The following is a 22,304-nucleotide window of genomic DNA, read 5'->3' on the forward strand; positions in this document are numbered from 1 at the left end:
GACGAACGCGATTGGCGCGAGAGTCGTTCGCGCGGTGGGACGCGGCTACGCGGTGGCCGCGGTCTCCTGCTCGCGCACGGTGTCGACGATCGACAGCAGCACGGCGGCACCGACGGCCTCGCGCCAGCGCGGCGCCGGCCGCTCGGCGGGCGTGGGGACGGGTGCGAGCGGACGCTGCGTGATCACGTTCGCCGAACCCATGAGCTGCTCGTCCATCACGTCCACCCCGCTTCCCGCCCGGCGCGCCCGTCGCGCCGGTCGTCGCACGTGTATCCGCAGAATGGTCGGCATCCGTTACCCCGAAACGCCGCAGGTCCCGGATCGGATGAATTGGCAGCCGGAATCCTTCGGTCGGCGTATCCGTGGCCTCGATCGGCCGTATCCCCCGGCGGGTGTCGAGGTGTCGTCCGGCGGGGGCTCCCCGGGTTCAGCCCCCGGACCGCGGCCCCGAGGTGTCACCCATCGGGCCTGCTCCGGGCTGATCCGTGACGTCTCGGCCGGCCGGAGGTGGAGGCGCCGACACGACGACGAGCCCGGGCGCAGGCCCGGGCTCGTCGTCGGAGGATCAGGTCGGTCAGCCGGGCGTGATGCTCCAGGAGCCCTCGGACGTCACCTGGACCAGCGCCGGGGCGTTCAGCGGAACCGTGCCGGTGTACGAGCCGATCTCGTTGACCGCCAGGTCGGTACCGAACAGGCTGCTGCCGGACACCGCCTGGACGATGAAGTTGCCCTCGCCCTTGTTGGTGACGGCCGCCGTGGACGAGTTGCCCGCGAGCTGGATCACGTCGTCGCCCTTGCCCGAGACCGGGCCGTTCGCCTGGGTCGCCTGGTCCAGGCCGCCGATCTTCACCGTCCACGACCCGGTCGCCTTGATCGTCAGCCGGCTCGTCGTGCTCCCCGACTGCGCGTCGAGCCACTTCTTCCCGCTGTAGGAGCCGATCGTGTTCACGAGCAGCGACTCCGCGCCGTCGCTCTGGACGATCGTGTTGCCGGAGCACTTGGGGCAGGAGAAGGCCATGACGGCCGTGCCCTCGGGCTTCTCGATGGTCACGACGTCGTCGCCCTTCCCGGAGTACGTCTTCGGGACGAAGGCCGGCGCCGCCGGGGCGGTCGTGCCCGTAGGTGCGGCGCTCCCGGCGGCCGGGGCGGAACCGGCCGCGGCGGTGGACCCGGTAGCGGCAGTGGGCGCAGCCGCAGGACCCTGACTGGCCACCGAGACGATGACCAGGAGCAGGAACGCGGCGGCGACGATCCAGGGCCACTTCCGACGACGCTTCACGGCACGCGCGGTGGCCACCGGAGCGGACGGGGTGCCGGCCCCTCGGATCTGCGCGACCGGGGCGGGTGCGACCGGAGCGGCCACGTGCTGCGCGCCCCGCTGCGTCGGTGCCCACGGGGCCACCCGCGCCTGCGGCGGGATCGCGATCGGCGCCGTCACCGCGTCGTCCTCGTACCGAACGTGAGCACTCCGTCGCGCGTCCACCGACATGTCGTCCCCCGACTGGTCCGGCTGGCTGTGTCGAGGCGTCTATCGGCAGGATTCCTTGATCGTTACAGCGGTCTTCTGCCGCTCCGGGGTCGACGCGCGAGGATGAGCGGGTGCCGGACCCCGCCTACGACGTCGCCGCCCTGCGCGCCCGGTTCCCGGCGCTGGATGCGGGGTACGCGCATTTCGACGGGCCCGGCGGGTCGCAGGTGCCGGTCGAGGTCGCGCGGGCGGTCGCCGACACGTTGACGTCGCCGATCGCCAACCGCGGCACGACCTACCCGGCAGCGCGGAACGCGGAGCTGGTCGTCCTCGCCGCGCGGCAGGCGATGGCCGACCTGCTGGCCGCCGACCCCGGCGGGATCGTCTTCGGCCGGTCCATGACCGAACTGACGATGTCGCTCGCCCGCACCCTGGCCGTGGGCTGGTGCCGCGGCGACGAGGTGGTGGTGACCCGGCTCGACCACGACGCGAACGTCCGGCCGTGGGTGATCGCGGCCGAGCGCGCCGGGGCGACGGTGCGGTGGCTGGACCTCGACCCGGCGACCGGCGAGCTCGACGACGTGGCGACGGTCCTGTCCGACCGCACCCGGCTCGTCGCGGTGACCGGCGCGTCCAACCTGATCGGCACGCGGCCCGACCTGCCCGCGATCGCCGCGGCGGTGCACGCCCGCGGGGCCCTGGTCGTGGTCGACGGCGTGCACCTCACCGCCCACGCGTCGATCGACGTCGCCGCGCTCGGCGCGGACGTCTTCCTCTGCTCGCCCTACAAGTTCCTCGGACCCCACTGCGGGGTGCTCGCCGCCGCCCCCGCGTTCCTCGAGACGCTGCACCCGGACAAGCTGCTGCCCTCGACCGACGCCGTCCCGGAGCGCTTCGAGCTGGGGACGCTGCCCTACGAGCTGCTGGCCGGTACCACCGCGGCGGTCGACGTCCTCGCCTCTCTCGGCGGGGACGACCGCACCCGCCGGCACCGGCTCGTCGTCGGGATGGCCGCGGTCGAGGCGCACGAGGACCGGCTGCGACGGCGCATCGAGGACGGCCTCGCGGCGCTGCCCGTGGAGGTGCTGAGTCGGGCGCGCCACCGCACGCCGACGCTGCTCGTGCGGCTCCCCGGCGGCGGCCGGGAGGCCTCGGCGTTCCTCGCCGACCACGGCGTGTTCGCCCCGAGCGGGTCGTTCTACGCCCTCGAGCCCGCCCGGCGGCTCGGTCTCGGCGACGAGGGCGGGCTGCGGATCGGGCTCGCGCCCTACTCGGACGACGACGACGTCGACCGCCTGCTGAACTCGTTGGGGGAGGCGTGCCGGAACGGATCCAGCTGAGGCGCGCCAAGGGCTGGCGCAAGCCCGAGGGGGCCGTCACCGTCGCGCGGCCGTCGTCGTGGGGCAACCCGTTCAAGCTCGGCGAGACGCTCGACGTCGACGGCACGACGGTCACGCTCGACCGCGACCTGATGATCGCGCTCTACCGCCGCTGGCTCGGCGAGCACCCCGAGCTGATCGAGCGGGCACGGGAGGAGCTGGCGGGTCACGACCTCGCGTGCTGGTGCCGCCCCGACGAGGCGTGCCACGCCGACGTGCTGCTGCGGGTCGCCGCCGGCGGAGATCCGTAGAGCCAGCACAGCGCGACCGGGCGTGCACCCGCCGTCATGACGGGTCCGGATCGTCCCCTTCGCACAGGTCATCGGCGTGCGGCTTGACGTGTCGGTGACATGGAGGACACATGACCTTCTGAGAGTGGACGGGCCCCCGCCCCGGCTCGAAGGAGCTCGATGACCGCCACCGCTCCACCCACAGCGCCACCCGAGGCCCGGCACGGCCGCCTCGCCGACAACGCCCTCGGCCTGCCCTCGGTCCTCTTCTGCATCGTCACCGGGGCCGCCCCGCTGACGGCGATGCTCTTCAACGTCCCCGTCGCGGTCAACGGCGGTGGCTGGGCCGCGCCCGCCGCGTTCGGGATCGCGACGATCGCGCTCACGATCTTCTCGGTCGGCTACATCGCGATGTCGAAGCGGGTGACGAGCGCGGGGGGCTTCTACACGTTCGTCAGCCGGGGGCTCGGCCGCGTGGTGGGCGTCGGCTCGGGGCTGCTCATCGCGCTCTGCTACATGATCTTCGTCGGCGCCGTCATCGGCGTCATGGGCTACTTCGCGGCCACGACCGTCGAGACGTTCACCGGGCTCGCGCTGCCGGCCTGGCTCTACATGGCCCTCGGTCTCGCGGTGATGAGTCTGCTCGCCTGGTTCCACATCGAGCTCACCGCGAAGGTGCTCGGCGTCATGCTCGTCGCCGAGGTGCTCGCCCTGATCGTCCTCTCGCTGGCCGTCTTCGTGGCCGGTGGCGCCCAGGGCTTCTCGGCCGCGCCGTTCGACCCCTCGCAGGTGTTCGGCAACGCCGGCGCGCTGCAGATCTTCGGGACGACGGCGGCCGGCATCGCCCTGTTCGCGGCCTTCTGGTCCTGGGTCGGCTTCGAGATGGCGCCGAACTACGCCGAGGAGTCCCGCGACCCGCACCGGATCGCGTCGATCGCGACCTACGGGTCGGTGATCGGGCTCGGCATCTTCTACATGTTCGTCTCGTACGCCTTCGTCACCGGCTGGGGACTCACGGGCAGCGTGCAGGCCGTGTCCGACCAGCTGAACGGCACGTACGCCTCGGCCTTCTACCCGCTCTCCGACCGCTTCGTCGGCGGCTGGCTGACCGTGATCCTCGAGATCCTGGCGGTCACCAGCTCGTTCGCGTGCGCCATGGCGTTCTACAACACCTCGGCGCGGTACCTGTTCGCGCTCGGCCGGGAGGGCGTCCTGCCGCGGGCGCTCGCGCGGACCTCGAAGCACCACGGGCCCGGCGTCGCGGCCATGACGACGACGGCGATCGTCGCGCTCTACATGCTCGGCTTCACCCTCTACGACCCCTCGACGGAGGCCGCGCTGACCAAGCTCGGCACCTGGTCGCCCCTGCTCGGGGTGCTCGGCATCCTCGCCGTGCAGGCGCTGGTCTGCGTCGCGATCATCCGCTACTTCCTGACGACCGGCCGGGACGGCTTCAACGTCCTGACGACGCTGGTCGCGCCCGTCGTGGGGTGCGCGGCCATGGTCGGCGCGTGCTACCTGCTCGTCGACAACCGCGCCGCGCTCGCCGCTGCGGAGGGCGTCCCGTTCATCACCCTGCTGCCGTACGTGCCGGTGGTGATCTTCGCCGTCGGCGTCGTCATCGCCCTGGTCCTGCGCACGAGGAGGCCCGAGGTGTACGCGGGACTCGGCCACTTCTCCCTGTCCGACCCCGAGCTCGACGCCCCGCAGGAGGTCGCCCGATGACCGCGCTGGACGAACCCCAGGTCTCCGTCACCCACCCGCTCGAGCCGCTGACCGCCGACGAGGTGGCCGCCGCGGCGGCGATCCTCAAGGAGGCGCGGGGGCTCGGCCCGATGGCCCGCTTCGTCTTCATCCACCTCCACGAGCCGTCGAAGGCGGACCTCGCGAGCGGCCGTGACCTCCCCCGGGAGGCCGAGCTGGTCGTCTACGAGCGGGCCGACAGGACGCTCTACGAGGCGGTCGTCTCGCTGACCGACCAGTCGGTCGTGGCGTGGGTCCCGCGTCCGGGGGCGCAGGCGCCGATCATGGCGGAGGAGTTCTTCGCCACCGAGGACATCGTCCGCGCCGACCCGCGCTGGCAGGAGGCCATGCGGCGGCGCGGGATCGAGCAGTTCGACCTGGCCATGATCGACCCGTGGGCGTCGTCGTGGACCGGCCCGGCGGACGACCCGACGGCCCGACGCATCGTGCGGCCGCTGACGTGGCTGCGCTCCGCGCCGGGGGAGCACGGCTACGCCCGGCCGGTCGAGGGTCTGATCGTCACCGTGGACCTCGACCTGCGGGAGGTCGTGGACATCGAGGACCACGGGATCGTCGACCTGCCGCCGCAGCCCGCCAACTACGAGCAGCCCTGGATCCACGACCCGGCCAACGTGCCGCGGGTCGAGACGATCCGCGACGACGTCAAGCCGATCGAGATCACGCAGCCCGAGGGGCCGAGCTTCACGATCGACGGCCACGCCGTGTCCTGGCAGAAGTGGCACCTGCGGATCGGGTTCACGCCGCGCGAGGGACTCGTCCTGCACGACGTGTCCTACGACGACCGCGGCACCCGCCGCCCGATCCTGCACCGCGCCTCGCTCGCCGAGATGTACGTGCCCTACGGCGACCCGGCGCCGACCCACCGGTTCAAGAACGTCTTCGACCAGGGCGAGTACGGCGTCGGCTGGCTCGCCAACCCGCTGACCCTGGGGTGCGACTGCGTCGGCCACATCCAGTACTTCGACGGCGTCGTCAACGACCAGGACGGCGGGGCCGTCGTCATCCCGAACGCGATCTGCATGCACGAGGAGGACACCGGGATCGCGTGGAAGCACACCGACTTCCGCACCGAGAAGGTCGAGGTCCGCCGCCGGCGCCGCCTCGTCATCTCCTCGATCGTCACCGTCGGGAACTACGAGTACGGCTACTTCTGGTACCTCTACAACGACGGCATGATCGAGTACGAGGTCAAGCTCTCCGGCGTGATCTCCACCGGCGCCATCCCGGTCGGTGACGTCCCCGAGCACGGCACGCTCGTCGCCCCCGGCCTCTACGGCCCGCACCACCAGCACTTCTTCTGCGTGCGGCTCGACATGACGGTCGACGGCGCGGCGAACACGGTCACCGAGATCGATTCGACGCCCTCCCCGCCCGGCCCGGCGAACCCGCACGGGAACGCGTGGGTGACCACCCGGACGCCGATCACCTCGGAGGCCGGCGGCGCCCGCGACACGGCGCCCGAGCGGGCACGGTTCTGGAAGATCGAGAGCGCCACGGAGACCGGACCGACGGGCGCGCCGACCGCCTATGCGCTGATGCCCGGCTCGACGGTGCCGCCGATGTACTCGCCGGAGGCCGTCTTCGCCCCGCGGTCCGGTTTCACCGAGCACACGCTCTGGGTCACCGCGAACGACCCGTCCCAGCGCTTCGCCGCGGGCGACTACCCGCTGCAGGCGCCGGTGGGGACGGGCCTGCCGCACTACCTCGAGGGCGACCGTCCGCTCGAGGGCTCCGACGTCGTCGTCTGGTACACCTTCGGCGCCCACCACGTGGTGCGACCGGAGGACTGGCCGGTGATGCCGGTGTCGACGATCGGCTTCATGCTCCGGCCGTCCGGGTTCTTCGACGGCAACCCGGCCCTGGACCTCCCGGCGAGCGCCGCGCACGGGGAGCCCTGCCACTAGCGGAGGTGCCCGCGGCCTGTGAGTACTTCTCCGTGCCAGGACACGGACAAGTGCTCACAGGCGCGCAGCGCACCCCGATCGGGCTACGGTGCCGCGCCATGGTGGCCGGTGCTGGGCATGCTCGCCGTGTGACGGCTGTGGCAGGTGTGGTTCTGGTGGGGGTGCTGCTGGCCGGCTGCGGCTCCGTTCCCGACGCCGGGTCGGTGCCGGTGCCGGCGCCGTCCCCGGCGTCGGCGATGTCTCCGGCTCCGGTGTCGACGCCCGCTCCGAGCAGCGCGGATGCCCTTTCCGCGGCCGTGCAGCGCGTCCTCCCGACCGCGTACGAGCGGCTCGCCGCGAACGCCGACAGCCTCGACCCCGCCCAGGGCTATCCCCGGTCCGTGACCGCCGGGAAGGGCACGTGGACCACGAAGCCGGTCGACGACTGGACCTCCGGCTTCTTCCCCGGCGAGCTCTGGCTCGCGCACACGCTGACGCGGGACCCGGCCTGGGTCGCGCGGGCGCAGCGGTGGACCGCGCCGATCGCCGGGCAGGTCACGCGCACGGACACCCACGACCTCGGCTTCGTGGTGGACGACAGCTTCGGCGCCCAGCAGGACCAGACCGGGCAGGGCGCGCAGCAGGTCGTCACCGCCGCGCGGTCGCTCGCCACCCGGTACTCGCCGACCGTGAAGGCGATCAAGAGCTGGGACACCGAGGGCGACGACGACAAGCGCGGGTCGTGGCGGTTCCCCGTCATCATCGACACGGTGATGAACCTGGCGCTGCTCGACCGCGCGGCGGCCCTGCCGGGCGGCGACCCGGCCTGGAAGGGTCTCGCGACCCAGCACGCGCTCACGGCCTCGACGACGAACATGCGCCCCGACGGGAGCATCGCGCACGTGGCCGTGTTCGACCCGTCGTCGGGACAGCTGGTGAAGCGCGACACGTGGCAGGGCGCCGCACCTGACTCGACCTGGAGCCGCGGGCAGGGCTGGGCCATCCACGGCTTCGCGGCGCAGGCCCGCGTGGCCGGCAACGCGGAGCTGCTCGCGGCCGCCCGGAAGGCCGCGGACTGGTGGCTCGCGCACACCGCGCCGGGCGCCCGTGTGCCGCCGTGGGACTTCTCGCGGCCGGGCGAGGAGCGCGACACGAGTGCGGCCGCCGTCGCCGCGTCCGGCCTGCTCGACCTCGCCGCGCAGACCGGGGACGCCCGCTACCGGCAGGCGGCGCTCGAGACGCTCGACGAGCTCGCGACCCGCGACGTCGCCCCGGACGGCCCCGCCCTGCTCGCGCACGCCGCCGGGGGGAAGCCGCAGGGCAGCGAGGTCGACGTCGGGCTGGTCTACGCCGACTACTACTTCCTCGAGGCGGTCGGCCGCGCGTCGTAGTCCGCCCGCGCCGCCTCGACGTCGGGAATGTGGACCTCGGCCCACCGCGTGAGCTGCTGCACGAGCCCGACGAGATCGCGGCCGAGGCCGGTGAGCGCGTACTCCACCCGCGGCGGCACCTCGGCGTACACCGTGCGCCGCACCAGCCCGTCGCGTTCGAGGCCGCGCAGGGTCTGCGTGAGCATCTTCGGCGTGATGCCGCCGATGCGGCCGGCGATCTCGCCGTGGCGCAGCGTGCCCGCCGCGAGGGTGCTCACGACGAGGACGCTCCAGCGGTCCCCGATCCGGTCCAGCGCCTGACGGCTCGGGCAGCTCGCGTCGAAGAGGTCGGCGTCCACCTGCTCACTATCTCCGAGGTACCTACGGCACTTCAAGGTGCTCGCTCTCCGACGGGAAGTGAGTGACGACGGGGCCAGTTGACCGGGGCAGTGACCCCGCCTGCCGAAGGAGAAGCCGTGTACGTGATCACCGGAGCCACCGGAGCCCTGGGACGCCTCGCCGTCGAGTCGCTGCTCACCCGGGTGCCCGCAACGCAGGTCCGCGCGACCGGGCGCCGTGCCGAGGCGCTCGGGGACCTCGCCGCCCGCGGCGTCGACGTCCGTCGCGCGGACTACACCGACCCGGCGTCCCTGGCGGCGGCGTTCGCGGGCGCGACCCGCGTGCTGTTCGTGTCGGGCAGCGAGAACGGCGCCCGGCTCCCGCAGCATCGCAACGTCGTCGAGGCCCTCGCGGCCGCCGACACCGTCGAGCTCGTGGCGTACACGAGCATCCTGCACGCGCAGACGTCCGACCTGGTCCTCGCCCCCGAGCACGCCGCGACCGAGCGGTTGCTCGCCGACGCCGGGCTGCCGACCGTGCGGCTGCGCAACGGCTGGTACGTCGAGAACTTCCTCGGCGCGCTCCCGACGACGCTCGAGCACGGCATGGTGGGCGCCTCCGGGGAGGGCCGCTTCGACGCCGCGAGCCGGGCCGACTTCGCCGAGGCCGCCGTCGTCGCCCTGACCGGCGGCGCGTCGGCGGGCGACGTCCTCGAGCTCGGGGCGCCCGGGTTCACCCGCGGCGAGCTGGCCGCGGAGATCGGCCGGGCCGCGGGCCGGCCGGTCACCTACACCGACCTGCCCGTCGCGGACTACACCGCGGTCCTGGTGGGGGCGGGCCTGCCCGCCGGGGTCGCCGAGATGCTCGCCGACAGCGACCGGGGCGCGGCGGCCGGCCTGCTCACCGTTCCCGGCGACGACCTCGCCCGGCTGCTGGGCCGTCCGGCGCAGCCCTGGGCGCAGGTGGTGGAGCAGGCCGTGCGGGCGGCACTCGTCACCCCCTGACCAGGGCGTTCCTCCGTCCGTGGGGGCAGGCGCGGCGGTACTGTCCGGTTCGTGTGCGCCGCGCCCGGGTCAGCCCCGGACGATCCCCCGTACCGCCAGGTCCTGCTCGTCTACAACCCGCACAGCACCGGGGGCGGCGAGGGAAAGGCGCACACGCTCGCCCGGGACCTGCGGGCCCTCGCGCCCGACCTCGACGTCGAGCTGGTCCCCACCGAGTACGCCGGTCACGCCCGCCGGATCGCCGAGAGCGCGGCCCGCACCTTCCGGCCGCTCGTGGTCTCGGTGTCCGGCGACGGCGGCTACAACGAGGTGGTGGACGGCGCGATGGCCGGCGGCGACGGACACCGCACCGGCACCGTCGTCGCGGTCACCTCGGCCGGCAACGCCAACGACCACCGCCGCGTCACCCGCCGCCGCCCGCTCGCCGAGGCGGTGGCCGAGCGGAACGTCGAGTACCTCGACGTGCTCCGGCTGGACATCGGGTCGGGCACCACCCGCTACGCCCACTCCTACATCGGCCTCGGCATCACGCCCGTCGTCGCGCTGGCGATCGAGCAGCACGGGAAGGGCACGGTCCGCGAGCTCATCACCACCGCACGGGAGTTCCTCCGCTTCCGCCCCTTCGAGATCGAGCTCGAGGCGTTCGAGGGCGAGTCGCGCGACGGCGTGGGGGTCGGCGAGTACCTGGGGCGGCGCCGCTACGACAGCCTCATCGTCGCCAACCTCTCCGAGATGGCCAAGTACGCCCGCCTCTCCGAGGGCGACCCCGCCGACGGCCGCTTCGAGATCGTCTCGATCCCGCACCGCGGGCGGTTCCGGCTGCTGCTGACCGGGCTGCGGGCCGCGTGGCAGGGGCTCGGGTGGCAGCCGAGCGCGCGCCACCTGCGCTTCCGCACCATCGAGGAGCTGCCGTTGCAGCTCGACGGCGAGGTCATCACCCTGCCCGCCGACACCTCCGTCGCGATCACCCTCGTCCCCGGCGCCCTGGCGACCGTCCGGTGAGCGCCGCCGAGGACCTCGGGCTCGCCCGCGACGAGACCCGCGCCCGGATCACCGCGCTCGAGGCGCAGGTCGCGAACATCGTCGAGACCGCGTCCTCGAGCTCCGGCGACGACGAGCACGACCCCGAGGGCCAGACCGTCGCCTACGACCGCGCCCAGGCGCAGGCCCTGCTCGCCCTCGCCCGCGCCGACCTGGCCGAGATCGACGCCGCGTTCGCCCGGCTCGATGCGGGCACGTACGGGATCTGCGAGGTGTGCGGCCGCGAGATCCCCGGCGAACGCCTCGAGGCCCGCCCGGCCGCCCGGCGGTGCGTGCGGCACGCCTGATCGGCCCTTCCTCTGTGGCAGCGAAGCGTCGTTGCTGTCATCCAGTGGCAGGTTCGCCACTTCGTCGGGCGCGGTGCCGGCAATGCGTCACTGCGGGCACTGGACGCCGGGGATCCGGCTCCGTCAGGGCCGCCGGAACACCTCCCCGGCAGGCCGGACCGGCTTGTCACCCGCCGCGGCGACGAACCGCTCCTCCGCCCGCCCCGCCGTGTCCGACGCCATCGCACTCTCCCCGAGGCGAGCCGCGACGGGCCCGAGCAGGTCCGCCGACCTGTCGTCGGGAAGGGCGGTGAGCAGCATCCGTTGGTGCATCCAGGCCGTGAGCCGCTCCTCGTCGGCCTTCGGCAGCACCACCTCCGCGGCCCAGGTCGGAGCGAGCGACAGCTCCTCGAGCAGGAGGCCGGCCAGCACGCGGCGGAGGCGGGAGACGCCCGTGCGGTAGAGGTCCTGACGGCGGATGCGGTTGCGCAGCATCCGCGCGGCGCCGACGTCGAGCAGGGTCCGGCCGTCGTGCACCGCGCCGCCGAGGCCGAGCGGCGTGGTCGTCCACCACGCGTACAGCCCGGGCGCGCCCGGGAGGTCGGCGACGGTCGCGTCGAGGTCGCCGGGGGTGGCGGCGAGCAGGGCGGCGGCCTCGTCGGGGGTCACGGCGCGAGTCTGCCGTGGCCGACGGGGTCGCGACGTCGACGGTGTGACGTCACTGCCACTGGATGACAGCAACGACGCGCTGTCACGACGAGGGTCGGCGAGGATGTGGAGATCCTGCCACTGGATGACAGCAACGACGCTTCGCTGTCATGGCGCGGCGGTCCGGGCCCGCAACGACCCCGCCAGCACCACCGCGCCCACGGCCGCCACCGGCACGAGCAGGAGCCCCGTGCCGACCGTAGACGCGTCCGCGATCCCGCCGATCAGGGGCGGGGTCACGAGGAAGCCGAGGCGGGCGAGGAACCCGACGACGGCGATGCCGTCCCCGGCGCGCACCCCCGGGACGTCGCCCGCCGCCGCGAAGGCGAGCGGGAAGAGGGTCGCGACGCCGAGCCCCGCGACCGCCCAGCCGACGACGGCCGCGACCGGGTGCGCCACGAGCAGTGCCACCGCCAGTGCGACCGCGGCCACGAGCGCCCCGAGCCGGGCGATCCGGACGGCCCCGAACCGGTCGACCACGCGGTCGCCGCCGACCCGGCCCACCGTCATGAAGACCTGGAACGCGACGAAGGGCAGGCCCGCGACGAAGGCACCGGCCCCGAGGTCGTCGCGCAGGTACACCGCGCCCCACGAGGCCGACGAGTCCTCCACCGCACCCGAGCACACCATCAGCCCGGCGATCGCGAGCAGCCCGACGACGGCGGGCCGCGACCGCAGCACCGCGCGGACGCCCACGGAGGGTTCCTCGAGGTCGTGCGGCGGGTCCGGGACCGTGAACACCCACGCCGCCGCCGACGTCACCACGAGGACGACCGTGACCGCTGCGAGGTGCCACCCGATCGGCACCCCGAGCCCGGCCGCCCCCGCCCCGAGCAGCCCGGCCCCGACCGCCGCCACGCTCCACGTCGCGTGCAGCCCGTTGATGATCGAGCGGCCGTAGCGGCCCTGGACGACGAGGCCCTGCGCGTTCATCGCCGCGTCCGTCCACGCGTCGGTGACCCCGAGGACGAACAGCACCGCCGCGAGCGCCCACCACGCCGGCGCCACCGCCACGAGCGGGAGCAGCAGGGCGCCGAGCAGCGAGATCGACGCGGCGACCCGCCCGCTGCCGAACCGCGCGATCAGGGGTCCGGCGAGCACCCCGACCAGCAGCGCCGCCGCGGGGAACGCCGCGATGGCGGTCCCGAGCTCGGCGTCGGAGAGCCCCAGGCCGTCGCGCAGTGTCGGGAAGCGGGGGACCAGCGAGTTGTAGGTCGCGCCGTTGACCGCGAACAGCGCCATGACCGCGCCCCGGGCCCTGCGGTCGACCGGGACCGTGACGACGTCAGAAGGCATACCGGACCGTCAGCCAGGGCGCGTGCACGCCGATCAGCTCGCGCATCCGCGCGACGGCCCGGCGCTTGACGTCCACCCGGTAGCGCACGTTGTCCTGGCCGTTCTGGGAGGTCTTGCGCTCCTGCGCCTCCGGGCGCCAGAGCACGTCCTCGGCCTTCGGGTGCCAGCCCAGGTTGACCTCGTGCAGCCCCTCGTTGTGGGTGAGCAGGATGACCTCGCACGCCGCCTGGGCCTTCGCCGCGGGGGAGAGCCGGTCGGTCAGCTCGTCGAGCAGCGTCGCCCACCGGCGCTGCCAGCCCTCGCGCAGGACGACGGGGGAGAAGTTGAGGTGGACCTCGTAGCCCGCCGTCAGGAAGTCGTCGACGGCGCCGATGCGCTCGTCGATCGAGGAGGTCCGCAGGTCGAGCAGCTGCGCGTCCTCCGGCGGCATGAGCGAGAAGCGGACGCGGGTGGAGCCCTGCGGGTCGAGGTCGAGCAGGGCGCGGTTGACGTACTTCGTCGCGAACGACGCCTGGGCCCCGGCGAGCCCCCGGAAGTGCGCCACGGCGTCCGCGACCGCGTCACTGACCAGCGCGTCGACCGAGCAGTCGGAGTTCTCCCCGAGGTCGTAGACCCACGCGGTGCCGCACTGGTTCGGCTCGGGCTTGGGGCCGGTCCGCGCGAGGTGGCGGGTGACGGCGCGCAGGATGGCGTCGACGTTGGTGAACACCGTGATCGGGTTCGCGTAGCCCTTGCGGCGCGGCACGTAGCAGTAGGCGCAGGCCATCGCGCAGCCGTTCGCCGACGACGGCGCGATGAAGTCCGCGGACCGTCCGTTGGGTCGCACCGCGAGCGACTTCTTCTCGCCGAGCACGAGGTTCTCGGCCTTGACCCGCACCCACCGCGACACGTTGCCGGCGTTGCCGTGCAGCTCCGGGATGGCCCAGTGGGAGTCGACCTCGCGGACCTCGGCGTCGGGGAACCGGGCGAGCACCTCCTGGCCCCGCATCGAGCACAGCGACGCGGGCTCGGCCCAGACCGTGCGGATGTCGAGAAGGTCTAGCCCGTCCATGTGTCCGAGCGGCGCGCCACCGCGTAGGTCTCCTCGATCGCGGCGGCGGTGAGCCGGTCGCCGCGGCTGCGCAGCGCCCGGGCCAGGTCGCCGGCGCGGGTCACGATCACCCCGCGGGGGCGGCTGTGGTTCACGATCGTCGCGCCGACCACCACGACGACGGGTGTGACCGCCGGCGGGTTGAGCACCTCCTCGAAGCCCGCGGCGAGCGCGATCCCCTCGGCGAGTCGGTCGGCGACCTCCTCGCCGAGCGTGCGGATCCGGGCGAGGTCGACGTGCTGCCCGTCGACCTCGAGGCCGTCGCTGGAGGCGTGGACCTTGGAGCCGGGCTGCGGTCGGTCCTCGAGCACGAACACCCCGCCGGGGCAGATGACGAGGTGGTCGAGGGTCACCGTCTCGCGGCCGACCACGAGGTCGATCCCGTGCAGCATCCGCCAGCGGGCGGCGCGCCCGAGCCGCGTCGACACCGGTGCGGCGAGCTCCCGGCTCAGCGACTGGGCCACCTCGAGGCGCGCGTCGGCCTGCCGCCGCAGGGCGACGTCGTCCTCGCGCCGTCCTTCCCGCCGGGCCTGGGCGGCCCGCCGGGCGAGGCCGTGATCGGGGGTGTACCGCGCGAAATCGACCCAGTCCAGCGCCGGGCGCTGCCCGCTCCGTCCGTGCCCGGCCGCGCGGGGCCCGCCGTCGTCGAACGCGTCGAAGCGGTAGCCGTCGGCGGAGTCCGCCGACCAGCCGCCGGCGGGCGTCGGCACGCCCGCCTCCAACGCCGCCGCCGGACGGCGGATCGGCTCCGCCTCGCGCGCGGGCGCGTCCCGGTCCGGGCCGGTGCCGCGCGGCCGCGGGAAGCTCAGGGTGTCGCGCATGCGCCGCCGTCGGCTCGGCGGCCGCAGCGGTGCCCCGTCCTCCCCGAAGCCGGGGAAGGGGTCGAGGCCGTGCGCGGCCAGCCACTCGTCGAGCTCCGCGGTGAACGTCGCGCGGAAGGCGGGCGGGACGTCGCTGACCTCGCCGGTCTCCAGGTCGTAGTCGCCGAGGCGGCTGCCGTACGGGGAGATGACGACGACCTTGTCCCCCCGTCCGAGACGGTTGCGGCGGGCCGGCATCAGGGCTCGACCCCCGACCCCGTCGCTCCGTTCGCCCCGGCCCGTCCGTCGAGCCAGCGCGTGATGTTGTCGTGCTCGATCCGCGTCAGCTGCCGCACCCCGTCGACCACCGCGCCCTCGACGAACACCCCCGCGAAGGGGATCGTCACCGAGACGGCCACGTCCACGTCGAGCACGCAGGCCGTCGGGTCGCCACCCACGCCGTCCACCGACATCGTCCCCTCCGCCCGGACCGGCGCCCGGGGCACGCTCACCTCGACCGTGCCCGCGCACCGATCGTCCGACAAGTGCCATCGCTCGGTGCGCCGCAGCACCAGTCCGCCGGTCAGCAGCCGCCCGATCGCGGGCGGCACCTGACCGGTCGGCACCGGCTGGCGCACCACCACCTCCAGGCGTGAGCCGTGCACCTCGTGGCGCTCCACCTCGCCCCCGCCGCCCGCGTCGAGCCGGGCCCGGTGGAAGTCCGGGTCGGCGAGCGCGCGGGCGAAGGCGGCGACGGGGTGGTGGTACTCCCGGCCGGCCTGGAGACGGGTCGTCACATCAGGACATTGTGCCCGGCCGGGGCACACTGGACCTCGTGTCGGACGCGCGCGTCGGGAGCGGGGGGCGATCTCCGGGTGCCGCCACGATCCTGCACGCGGACCTCGACGCGTTCTACGCCTCGGTCGAGCAGCGGGACGATCCCGGGCTGCGCGGCCGGCCCGTCCTCGTGGGCGGCGGCGTGGTGCTGGCCTGCAGCTACGAGGCGAAGCGCGCGGGGGTGCGCACGGCCATGAACGGCCGGCAGGCGCGCGCCCTGTGTCCCGACGCCGTCGTCGTGCCCGCGCGCATGGAGGCGTACTCCGCGGCGTCGAAGGACGTGTTCGCGATCTTCCGGGACACGACCCCGCTGGTGGAGGGGCTGTCGATCGACGAGGCGTTCCTCGAGGTGGGAGGCCTCGCCCGGCTCGTGGGGAGCCCGCGCGACATCGCGGCGCGGCTCCGGGGTCGGGTGCTCGCCGAGGCGGGGCTGCCCATCACGGTCGGGGTCGCGCGGACGAAGTTCCTCGCGAAGGTGGCCAGCGGGGTCGCCAAGCCCGACGGGCTGCTGGTGGTGGAGCCGGACGCCGAGCGCGAGTTCCTGCACCCGCTGCGGGTCGAGCGGCTGTGGGGCGTGGGGACGGTGACGGCCGCGAAGCTGCACGGGATGGGGATCCACACGGTCGCCGACGTGGCCGACCTCGGCGAGTCCGCGCTCGTGTCCCTGCTCGGCCCCGCGGCCGGGCACCACCTGCACGCCCTCGCGACGTTCTCCGACCCGCGCCGCGTCACGCCCGGCGTGTCCCGCCGCTCCATCGGCTCGCAGCGCGCGCTCGGCAACCGCCGCCGCAGCCCCGAGGAGCTGGACACGATCCTCGCCGGCATCGTCGACCGGCTCGCCCGCCGCCTGCGCGACGGCGGCCGTACCTGCCGCACCGTCGTGCTCCGGCTGCGGTTCGGCGACTTCACCCGCGCCACCCGGTCCCACACGTTGCGCACCGCCACCGACCGCACCGCACCGCTCGACGCCGCCGCCCGCGAGCTGCTCGATGACGCGATGACGATGATCCTGCAGAAGGGGATCACGCTGATCGGGCTGTCGCTGGCCAACCTCGACCGCGACGGGCGCGAGCAGCTCGAACTCCCCCTCGAGGAGCGTGAGGACCCGCACACGGCGCTCGCGGGCGCCGGACCCGAGCGCGACCCGGCGGCCCTCGACTCCGCCCTCGACGCCGTCCGCGCCCGCTTCGGCTCCGCGGCGGTCGGCCGCGCGACGCAGCTCGGCCGCGACCCGGGGGTCTCGGTGCCGGTCCTGCCCGAGCACGAGTGACCCCTTCCCGACGACGGGTCGGGCCGGGTCGGGTCTCCCGGAGCTGCCGCGAGCGTGACGTCGGGCAGGCCGGAACGGCCCGAAACCTGCGTGGTGCAGAACCTCGCGAGACGGCGTGGATCTCGGCCTGCGGGTGTCTCCGTCTGAGACACCAACTGCTGTCAGTACCCACTCGTCGCACCGCTCTACCGGCCTGACCAGCGACGAACGGTCATTCGGGCGGGTTCGACGGCGATGTGCAGCATCTGCACATCCAAACGGTGATGTTGACCACAGACCCTCCGGCCGCGTTCAGTGACCCAGGTCTCGCCGAGGAGCACCGCTCCGGCGAGGCCACCGGGCCCCCCACCACAGCGGGCCCGTCCGACCGGGTCGTCGTGACCCGGTAGCACCGTCGGCGGAGAGGAGACGCGATGTCGGACCAGACCCGTTCCGGCGGCCGCTCCCTCAAGACCGCCGCGGAGGCTCTCGCGGCCCTGCGCTACCTGGCGGCGGCCCGCGACGGCGTCACCGCCGAGGGCCTGGGCACCGAGATCGGCAAGAGCTCCGCCACCGCGCGGTACCTGCTGAACACCCTGTGCCAGGAGGGCTACGCCCGGCGCGACGGCCACACCGGGGTGTACCGCCTCAGCGACGCCCCGCCGTGGGGCGACCCGTGGGGCACGGCCGAGGACACCGACGCGGACACCACCGAGGACGGGGAGACCCCGAACGCCCCGGAGCCGGTGGCCGACGGCCTGCGCCCGCTGCGCCGCGAGGACGACCCGGTGAGCCGCTACGAGCTGCCCGAGAGCCTGGCCGACGCGGTCACCGAGCTGTACTGGCGCACGCGGCAGCGGTCCTACCTCGCGCGCTGGGACGGCGACGCGACCGTCATCGTCGACGCCCGGGGGCACCAGGGCCTGGCCCGCATCCCCGACCTGCGCGAGCGCATCCCGGTCGCCCAGGCCCACGCGCTCGCGGTGACGAAGGCGCTGGTCGCGACCTCCTCGGAGATCGAGGAACTGCTCCTCGCCCAGCCCGACCGCACGGCGTTCACCGCCACCACGATCACCACGACGCCCGGGCTCGAGCAGGAGTTCGCCCGGGTGCGCCGCGACGGCGTGGCCGTCGACCGGGAGGAGTTCGCCGAGGGCTTCTGCTGCGTCGGCGCACCGATCGTCGCCCCCGACGGCCGGGTCGCCGCGAGCATCGCGGTCTCCAGCCCGGCCCGGCGGTTCGCCCAGGACGGCGACGCCCTGACCACCGCGGTCCGGGAGGTGGCCGCCACCGCGATGCGCGAGTGGCGGGCCCGGGTCGCGGCCGTCCGGACCGACGACGAGGAGGTGAGGCCGGCGTAGCTCACCCGGACCGCACCGCGGTCCACCCGCACGACCCAGACGAAGAACATCAGCCCTTTCCGAGGAGGAAAGCATGAGCCGTCAGAGCTTGGCGAAGGCTCACCAGAAAATCCAGGAACTCTCCTGGGAGCCGCAGTACCACGAGCCGTACATGAAATACGGCACGGACTACACCTTCCGCAAGGCCGCCAAGAAGGACCCGCTGAAGCAGGTCCTCCGGTCCTACTTCCCCATGCAGGAGGAGAAGGACAACCGCGTCTACGGCGCGTCCGACGGCGCGATCCGCGGCAACATGTTCCGCCAGGTGCAGGAGCGCTGGCTGGAGTGGCAGAAGCTCTTCCTGTCGATCATCCCGTTGCCCGAGATCTCGGCGGCGCGGTCGATGCCGATGCTGTTCCAGGCGGTTCCGAACCCGGAGCTGCACAACGGCCAGGCGATCCAGATGATCGACGAGGTCAGGCACTCGACGATCCAGCAGAACCTCAAGCGCCTGTACATGAACAACTACATCGACCCGGCGGGGTTCAACAACACCCTCCGGAACTTCCACTCGGACTACTGCGGCACGATCGGGCGGCAGTTCGCCGAGGGCTTCATCACCGGTGACGCGATCACCGCGGCCAGCATCTACCTGACGATCGTCGCCGAGACGGCCTTCACGAACACCCTGTTCGTGGCCATGCCCGGTGAGGCGGCCGCCAACGGTGACTACCTGCTGCCGACGGTGTTCCACTCGGTCCAGTCCGACGAGTCGCGCCACATCTCGAACGGCTACGCCACGCTGCTCATGGCGCTGTCGGACGAGGACAACCGCCAGCTCCTCGAGCGCGACCTGCGGTACGCGTGGTGGAACAACCACCGCGTCGTCGACGCCGCCATCGGCACGTTCATCGAGTACGGCACCAAGGACCGCCGCAAGGACCGCGAGTCCTACGCGGAGATGTGGCGTCGCTGGATCTACGACGACTACTACCGGGCCTACCTGCTGCCGCTCGAGAAGTACGGCCTGGTGATCCCCCACGACCTCATCGAGGAGTCGTGGAACCAGATCTGGAACAAGGGCTACGTCCACGAGGTCGCGCAGTTCTTCGCCACCGGTTGGGTCGCCAACTACTGGCGCATCGACGGCATGACCGACGAGGACTTCGAGTGGTTCGAGTACAAGTACCCGGGCTGGTACGACCGGTACGGCAAGTGGTGGGAGAACTACAACCGGCTCTCGCGGCCGAACGGCCACCACGCGATCGTCGCCGAGGACGTCGACTACGTGTACCCGCACCGCTGCTGGACCTGCATGGTCCCCTGCCTGGTGCGTGAGGACATGGTCGTCGACAAGGTGGACGGCCAGTGGCGCACCTACTGCCACGAGGCCTGCCGCTGGACCGACGCCGTCGCGTTCCGGCCCACCTACGAGGGTCGCGACACGCCCAACATGGGCAAGCTCGTCGGCCACCGCGAGTGGGAGACGCTGTACCACGGCTGGAACTGGGCCGACGTCATCCAGGACATGGGCTTCGTGCGCGACGACGGCAAGACGCTCACGGCGCAGCCGCACCTGGACCTCGACCCGAAGAAGATGTGGACGCTCGACCACATGCGGCGCATGCCGCACGTGGCCAGCCCGAACGTCATCCTCAACGAGATGAGCGACTCGGAGCGCGAGGCGTTCGTGGCGGACTACAACGCTCAGGGCCCGGCCGGCCGTCCGGCCAACGCCACGTCCTGATCCGTTGTCCTAGTCCGTCGACGGACGAGCAGTAACCCGCGGGGGGCCGGTGATCCCGGTCCCCTGCGGCGTCCTCCGGGCAGGTGCGTCGATCCCGCCGCGGACCTCCCGCTTCTCCTCCCGCAGTTCCGGTCCCGGCCGTGCTCCGTCCCCGACCGGGTGGAGCCGCCAACCCCTCTCTCCAGGAGTTCATCCGATGGGTGACAAGCACCTCGTCCGGTTCGAACCGGTGGGCATCGAGATCGAGGTCGACGAGGACCAGACGATCCTGCGCGCCGCGTTCGAGCAGGGTGTCCAGCTCATGCACGGGTGCAAGGAAGGGCAGTGCGCCGCGTGCAAGTCCTTCGTCCTCGAGGGCGACATGGACGAGATCGAACTCGATCGGTACTCGACCTTCGCCCTGCCCGACATGGAGCGCGAGGAGGGGCAGACGCTCCTCTGCCGCGCCCACGCCTACGACGACCTCGTCATCGAACTCCTCAACTACGACGAGGAGGTGCTGCGCTCCGGGCTCCCGGTGCGTCGCGGCACGGTCGAGGTCATCTCCAACGAGCCCGTCACCCACGACATGCGCCACCTGGTCGTCCAGCAGGTGGCCGGGGAGGACATCAAGTTCTTCCCCGGTCAGTACATGGACTTCATCCTGCCGGACTCCGGTGAGAGCCGGTCGTTCTCGATGGCGAACACCCCGAACCGGGAGGGGCGGTTCGAGTTCGTCATCAAGATCTACCCGGACGGCCTGTTCTCGCAGTTCCTGTCGAACGAGGTGCAGGCGGGGGACAAGCTGGAGGTCGAGGCGCCGTTCGGCACCTGCACCCTCCGCGAGAACCGCACCTCGGACATCATCTTCGTCGGAGGCGGGGCCGGCATGGCGCCCCTGCTCGGTCTGCTCCGCGCGCTCGCGGAGAAGGAGACCGGCCGGAAGGCGACGCTCTACTACGGCGCGCGCACGAAGGACGACCTCTGCTTCGAGGACGAACTGCGCGAGCTCGAGACCACACTCCCGGGCTTCCGGTACATCCCCGTCCTCTCCGATCACGAGGGCGAGGGCTGGGACGGCCTGACGGGACTCGTGACCGAGGCCGTCCGGACGCAGGAATCCGATCTGAAGGGGAGGGATGCCTATGTGTGCGGGCCGCCGCCGATGGTGGACGCGGCGATCGCACTGCTGAACCAACGCGGGGTCGACGAACGCAACATCTTCTTTGACAAGTTCACCACGACCGGAGAGCCGGAGGAGTAGGGCGACACATGACCACCACCGAGAACAGCGCGAGAAGCGTTCCGAAGCCGACATTCACCGATGCGGAGGCCGGGGCGAAAGAGTTCCCCGACTCCGGACCCTCGGCGCGGCGCTACAACTACTACAAGCCCGCGAAGCGCAAGCAGACCCACTACGAGGACGTCACCGTCGAGGTCCAGCCCGACCCGCGGCACTACCTCACGCAGGGCTGGATCTACGGCTTCGCCGACGGCTCGCGCGGCTACCCGCTGAACTGGACCAAGCTCAAGGCCTGGGGCGTCGACGAGCCCGAGCCCGAGCGCGGCCCCGGGTCCGGCGGCAAGCCGGTGCAGGACTGGCCCGCCCACGGCTGGCACGACTTCCGGGATCCCAACGAAGAGTGGGAACTCACGATGTATCGCTACAACGCGAACGTCGAGCGCCAGATCGGTCAGAACGTCGAGAACGCCCGCAACGCGAAGGCGTTCGACCAGTGGACCCAGAACTGGGTGCGCTTCGTCGAGCGGCACGTCGGCGCCTGGATGCACATCGAGCACATCTTCGGGCTCTACGTCTTCGCCGCGTGCAACCGCTCCGGCCCCACGAACATGCACAACACCGCGATGGCGGTGAACAGCGAGCACAAGATCCGTTTCGCGCAGGACCTCGCGCTCTACAACCTCACCCTCACCGAGGAGGTCGAGGGCTTCGACGGCGCCGCGCACCTCGACGCGTGGAACAACGACGCCGAGTGGCAGGGCGTGCGCAAGGTCGCCGAGGCGCTCACCGCGGTCGACGACGACTGGGGCGAGATGATCTTCGGCACGAACATCGTGTTCGAGCCGCTGCTCGGTGAGCTCTTCCGCTCGAACCTCGTGCAGCAGGCGGCCCCCGGCAACGGCGACTACGTCACCCCGACCGTCATGGGCGCCGGCGAGTACGACTTCGCGCAGCGCGACCTCCGCTGGACCCAGGCCTGCATGGGCCTGCTCACCCAGGACCGGGAGTTCGCCGACCACAACAAGCAGCTGATGCAGGGCTGGCTCTCGCACTGGGTGCCGCAGTGCCTCGAGGCCGCCCGCCAGCTCCAGCCGCTGTGGTCGCAGCCCGACGCCAAGCCGCCGCGGTTCGAGGACTCCCTCGACCGTGCCAAGAACCGTTTCGCCGGGATTCTCGCGGACCTCGGCCTCGACGCACCGAAGGAGCTCTCCCAGTGACCCAGTCGACGACGCGACCCAGTTTCGGCGGCGAGAGCCCCTTCAAGGTCGACA

Annotated in this window: 21 protein-coding genes; 13 read left to right on the top strand and 8 right to left on the bottom strand. The window is 72.7% G+C overall.

The annotated features are described in order from the left end of the window. Positions 1 to 45: 45 nt before the first annotated feature. Together A3CO_RS0102500 and A3CO_RS0102505 are read right to left on the bottom strand one after the other, a co-directional pair. Positions 46 to 216: a hypothetical protein gene (locus A3CO_RS0102500; protein WP_157646934.1), complete on the bottom strand. Its 171-nt coding sequence runs from the start codon at positions 214 to 216 to the stop codon at positions 46 to 48. Between the two features lie 358 nt (positions 217 to 574). Then, a complete protein-coding gene (locus A3CO_RS0102505) occupies positions 575 to 1,438 on the bottom strand; it encodes a hypothetical protein (protein ID WP_018330656.1) in 864 nt (287 codons plus the stop codon). A gap of 161 nt (positions 1,439 to 1,599) precedes the next feature. Between A3CO_RS0102505 and A3CO_RS0102510 the strand changes: the two genes are divergently transcribed. From A3CO_RS0102510 to A3CO_RS29725, 5 genes are all read left to right on the top strand, one after another. Continuing rightward, positions 1,600 to 2,808: a cysteine desulfurase-like protein gene (locus A3CO_RS0102510; RefSeq protein ID WP_018330657.1), complete on the top strand. Its 1,209-nt coding sequence runs from the start codon at positions 1,600 to 1,602 to the stop codon at positions 2,806 to 2,808. Continuing rightward, positions 2,787 to 3,098, top strand: coding sequence for a DUF4326 domain-containing protein (locus tag A3CO_RS0102515; protein WP_018330658.1), 312 nt, complete (start codon positions 2,787 to 2,789; stop codon positions 3,096 to 3,098). The genes A3CO_RS0102510 and A3CO_RS0102515 overlap by 22 nt, the downstream gene beginning before the upstream one ends. A 159-nt stretch (positions 3,099 to 3,257) precedes the next feature. Next, entirely contained in the window at positions 3,258 to 4,802 is a 1,545-nt protein-coding gene (locus A3CO_RS29720) for an APC family permease (protein ID WP_018330659.1), read from the top strand. Beyond that, positions 4,799 to 6,745 carry a primary-amine oxidase gene (locus tag A3CO_RS0102525; protein ID WP_018330660.1) on the top strand — a complete coding sequence of 649 codons (1,947 nt, stop codon included), beginning with the start codon at positions 4,799 to 4,801 and terminating at the stop codon, positions 6,743 to 6,745. Before A3CO_RS29720 ends, A3CO_RS0102525 begins: the two co-directional genes overlap by 4 nt. Before the next feature lie 128 nt (positions 6,746 to 6,873). Then, positions 6,874 to 8,115 carry a glycoside hydrolase family 88 protein gene (locus A3CO_RS29725; protein ID WP_157646935.1) on the top strand — a complete coding sequence of 414 codons (1,242 nt, stop codon included), beginning with the start codon at positions 6,874 to 6,876 and terminating at the stop codon, positions 8,113 to 8,115. On the opposite strand, the gene A3CO_RS0102535 is transcribed toward A3CO_RS29725, so the two are convergent. Next, entirely contained in the window at positions 8,082 to 8,453 is a 372-nt protein-coding gene (locus A3CO_RS0102535; RefSeq protein WP_018330662.1) for a winged helix-turn-helix transcriptional regulator, read from the bottom strand. The genes A3CO_RS29725 and A3CO_RS0102535 overlap by 34 nt on opposite strands. Before the next feature lie 117 nt (positions 8,454 to 8,570). On the opposite strand from A3CO_RS0102535, the gene A3CO_RS0102540 reads away from it, so the two are divergent. The 3 genes from A3CO_RS0102540 to A3CO_RS0102550 are packed head-to-tail and all read left to right on the top strand — an operon-like array spanning position 8,571 to position 10,765. After that, a complete protein-coding gene (locus tag A3CO_RS0102540) occupies positions 8,571 to 9,437 on the top strand; it encodes an NAD(P)H-binding protein (protein WP_018330663.1) in 867 nt (288 codons plus the stop codon). Between the two features lie 51 nt (positions 9,438 to 9,488). Then, positions 9,489 to 10,439: a diacylglycerol/lipid kinase family protein gene (locus A3CO_RS0102545; protein WP_018330664.1), complete on the top strand. Its 951-nt coding sequence runs from the start codon at positions 9,489 to 9,491 to the stop codon at positions 10,437 to 10,439. After that, positions 10,436 to 10,765 carry a TraR/DksA family transcriptional regulator gene (locus A3CO_RS0102550; protein ID WP_018330665.1) on the top strand — a complete coding sequence of 110 codons (330 nt, stop codon included), beginning with the start codon at positions 10,436 to 10,438 and terminating at the stop codon, positions 10,763 to 10,765. The genes A3CO_RS0102545 and A3CO_RS0102550 overlap by 4 nt, the downstream gene beginning before the upstream one ends. Positions 10,766 to 10,888: 123 nt before the next feature. Here A3CO_RS0102550 and A3CO_RS29730 read toward each other — a convergent pair whose 3' ends face one another. The 5 genes from A3CO_RS29730 to A3CO_RS0102575 all read right to left on the bottom strand — a co-directional run bounded on the left by A3CO_RS29730 (position 10,889) and on the right by A3CO_RS0102575 (position 15,435). Then, positions 10,889 to 11,413: a GIY-YIG nuclease family protein gene (locus tag A3CO_RS29730; RefSeq protein WP_018330666.1), complete on the bottom strand. Its 525-nt coding sequence runs from the start codon at positions 11,411 to 11,413 to the stop codon at positions 10,889 to 10,891. 147 nt (positions 11,414 to 11,560) lie between these two features. Continuing rightward, positions 11,561 to 12,748: an MFS transporter gene (locus A3CO_RS0102560; protein ID WP_026204217.1), complete on the bottom strand. Its 1,188-nt coding sequence runs from the start codon at positions 12,746 to 12,748 to the stop codon at positions 11,561 to 11,563. Continuing rightward, positions 12,738 to 13,799, bottom strand: a complete 1,062-nt coding sequence (locus A3CO_RS0102565; RefSeq protein ID WP_018330668.1) for a spore photoproduct lyase family protein — start codon at positions 13,797 to 13,799, stop codon at positions 12,738 to 12,740. The genes A3CO_RS0102560 and A3CO_RS0102565 overlap by 11 nt, the downstream gene beginning before the upstream one ends. Beyond that, positions 13,787 to 14,896 (bottom strand): nuclease-related domain-containing protein, encoded by a 1,110-nt coding sequence (locus A3CO_RS0102570; RefSeq protein WP_026204218.1) that lies wholly within the window; start codon positions 14,894 to 14,896, stop codon positions 13,787 to 13,789. Before A3CO_RS0102570 ends, A3CO_RS0102565 begins: the two co-directional genes overlap by 13 nt. Beyond that, on the bottom strand, positions 14,896 to 15,435 hold the full coding sequence (locus A3CO_RS0102575) for a DUF2505 domain-containing protein (protein WP_018330669.1): 540 nt from the start codon (positions 15,433 to 15,435) through the stop codon (positions 14,896 to 14,898). The genes A3CO_RS0102570 and A3CO_RS0102575 overlap by 1 nt, the downstream gene beginning before the upstream one ends. 38 nt (positions 15,436 to 15,473) lie before the next feature. Here A3CO_RS0102575 and dinB point away from each other — a divergent pair, with 38 nt between their 5' ends. The 5 genes from dinB to A3CO_RS0102605 all read left to right on the top strand — a co-directional run bounded on the left by dinB (position 15,474) and on the right by A3CO_RS0102605 (position 22,250). Then, positions 15,474 to 16,745 (top strand): DNA polymerase IV, encoded by a 1,272-nt coding sequence (gene dinB / locus A3CO_RS0102580; protein WP_051085834.1) that lies wholly within the window; start codon positions 15,474 to 15,476, stop codon positions 16,743 to 16,745. 413 nt (positions 16,746 to 17,158) lie between these two features. Next, positions 17,159 to 18,085, top strand: a complete 927-nt coding sequence (locus tag A3CO_RS0102590; protein WP_018330672.1) for an IclR family transcriptional regulator — start codon at positions 17,159 to 17,161, stop codon at positions 18,083 to 18,085. A 73-nt stretch (positions 18,086 to 18,158) separates the two neighbouring features. Continuing rightward, positions 18,159 to 19,811 carry a ferritin family protein gene (locus tag A3CO_RS0102595; protein WP_085942306.1) on the top strand — a complete coding sequence of 551 codons (1,653 nt, stop codon included), beginning with the start codon at positions 18,159 to 18,161 and terminating at the stop codon, positions 19,809 to 19,811. A gap of 196 nt (positions 19,812 to 20,007) precedes the next feature. Further along, positions 20,008 to 21,054 carry an NADH:ubiquinone reductase (Na(+)-transporting) subunit F gene (locus A3CO_RS0102600; protein WP_018330674.1) on the top strand — a complete coding sequence of 349 codons (1,047 nt, stop codon included), beginning with the start codon at positions 20,008 to 20,010 and terminating at the stop codon, positions 21,052 to 21,054. Positions 21,055 to 21,062: 8 nt separating this feature from the next. Further along, on the top strand, positions 21,063 to 22,250 hold the full coding sequence (locus tag A3CO_RS0102605; protein ID WP_018330675.1) for a ferritin family protein: 1,188 nt from the start codon (positions 21,063 to 21,065) through the stop codon (positions 22,248 to 22,250). Positions 22,251 to 22,304 lie beyond the last annotated feature (54 nt).

The sequence above is a fragment of the Actinomycetospora chiangmaiensis DSM 45062 genome (assembly GCF_000379625.1).
Taxonomy (GTDB): Bacteria; Actinomycetota; Actinomycetes; order Mycobacteriales; family Pseudonocardiaceae; genus Actinomycetospora; species Actinomycetospora chiangmaiensis.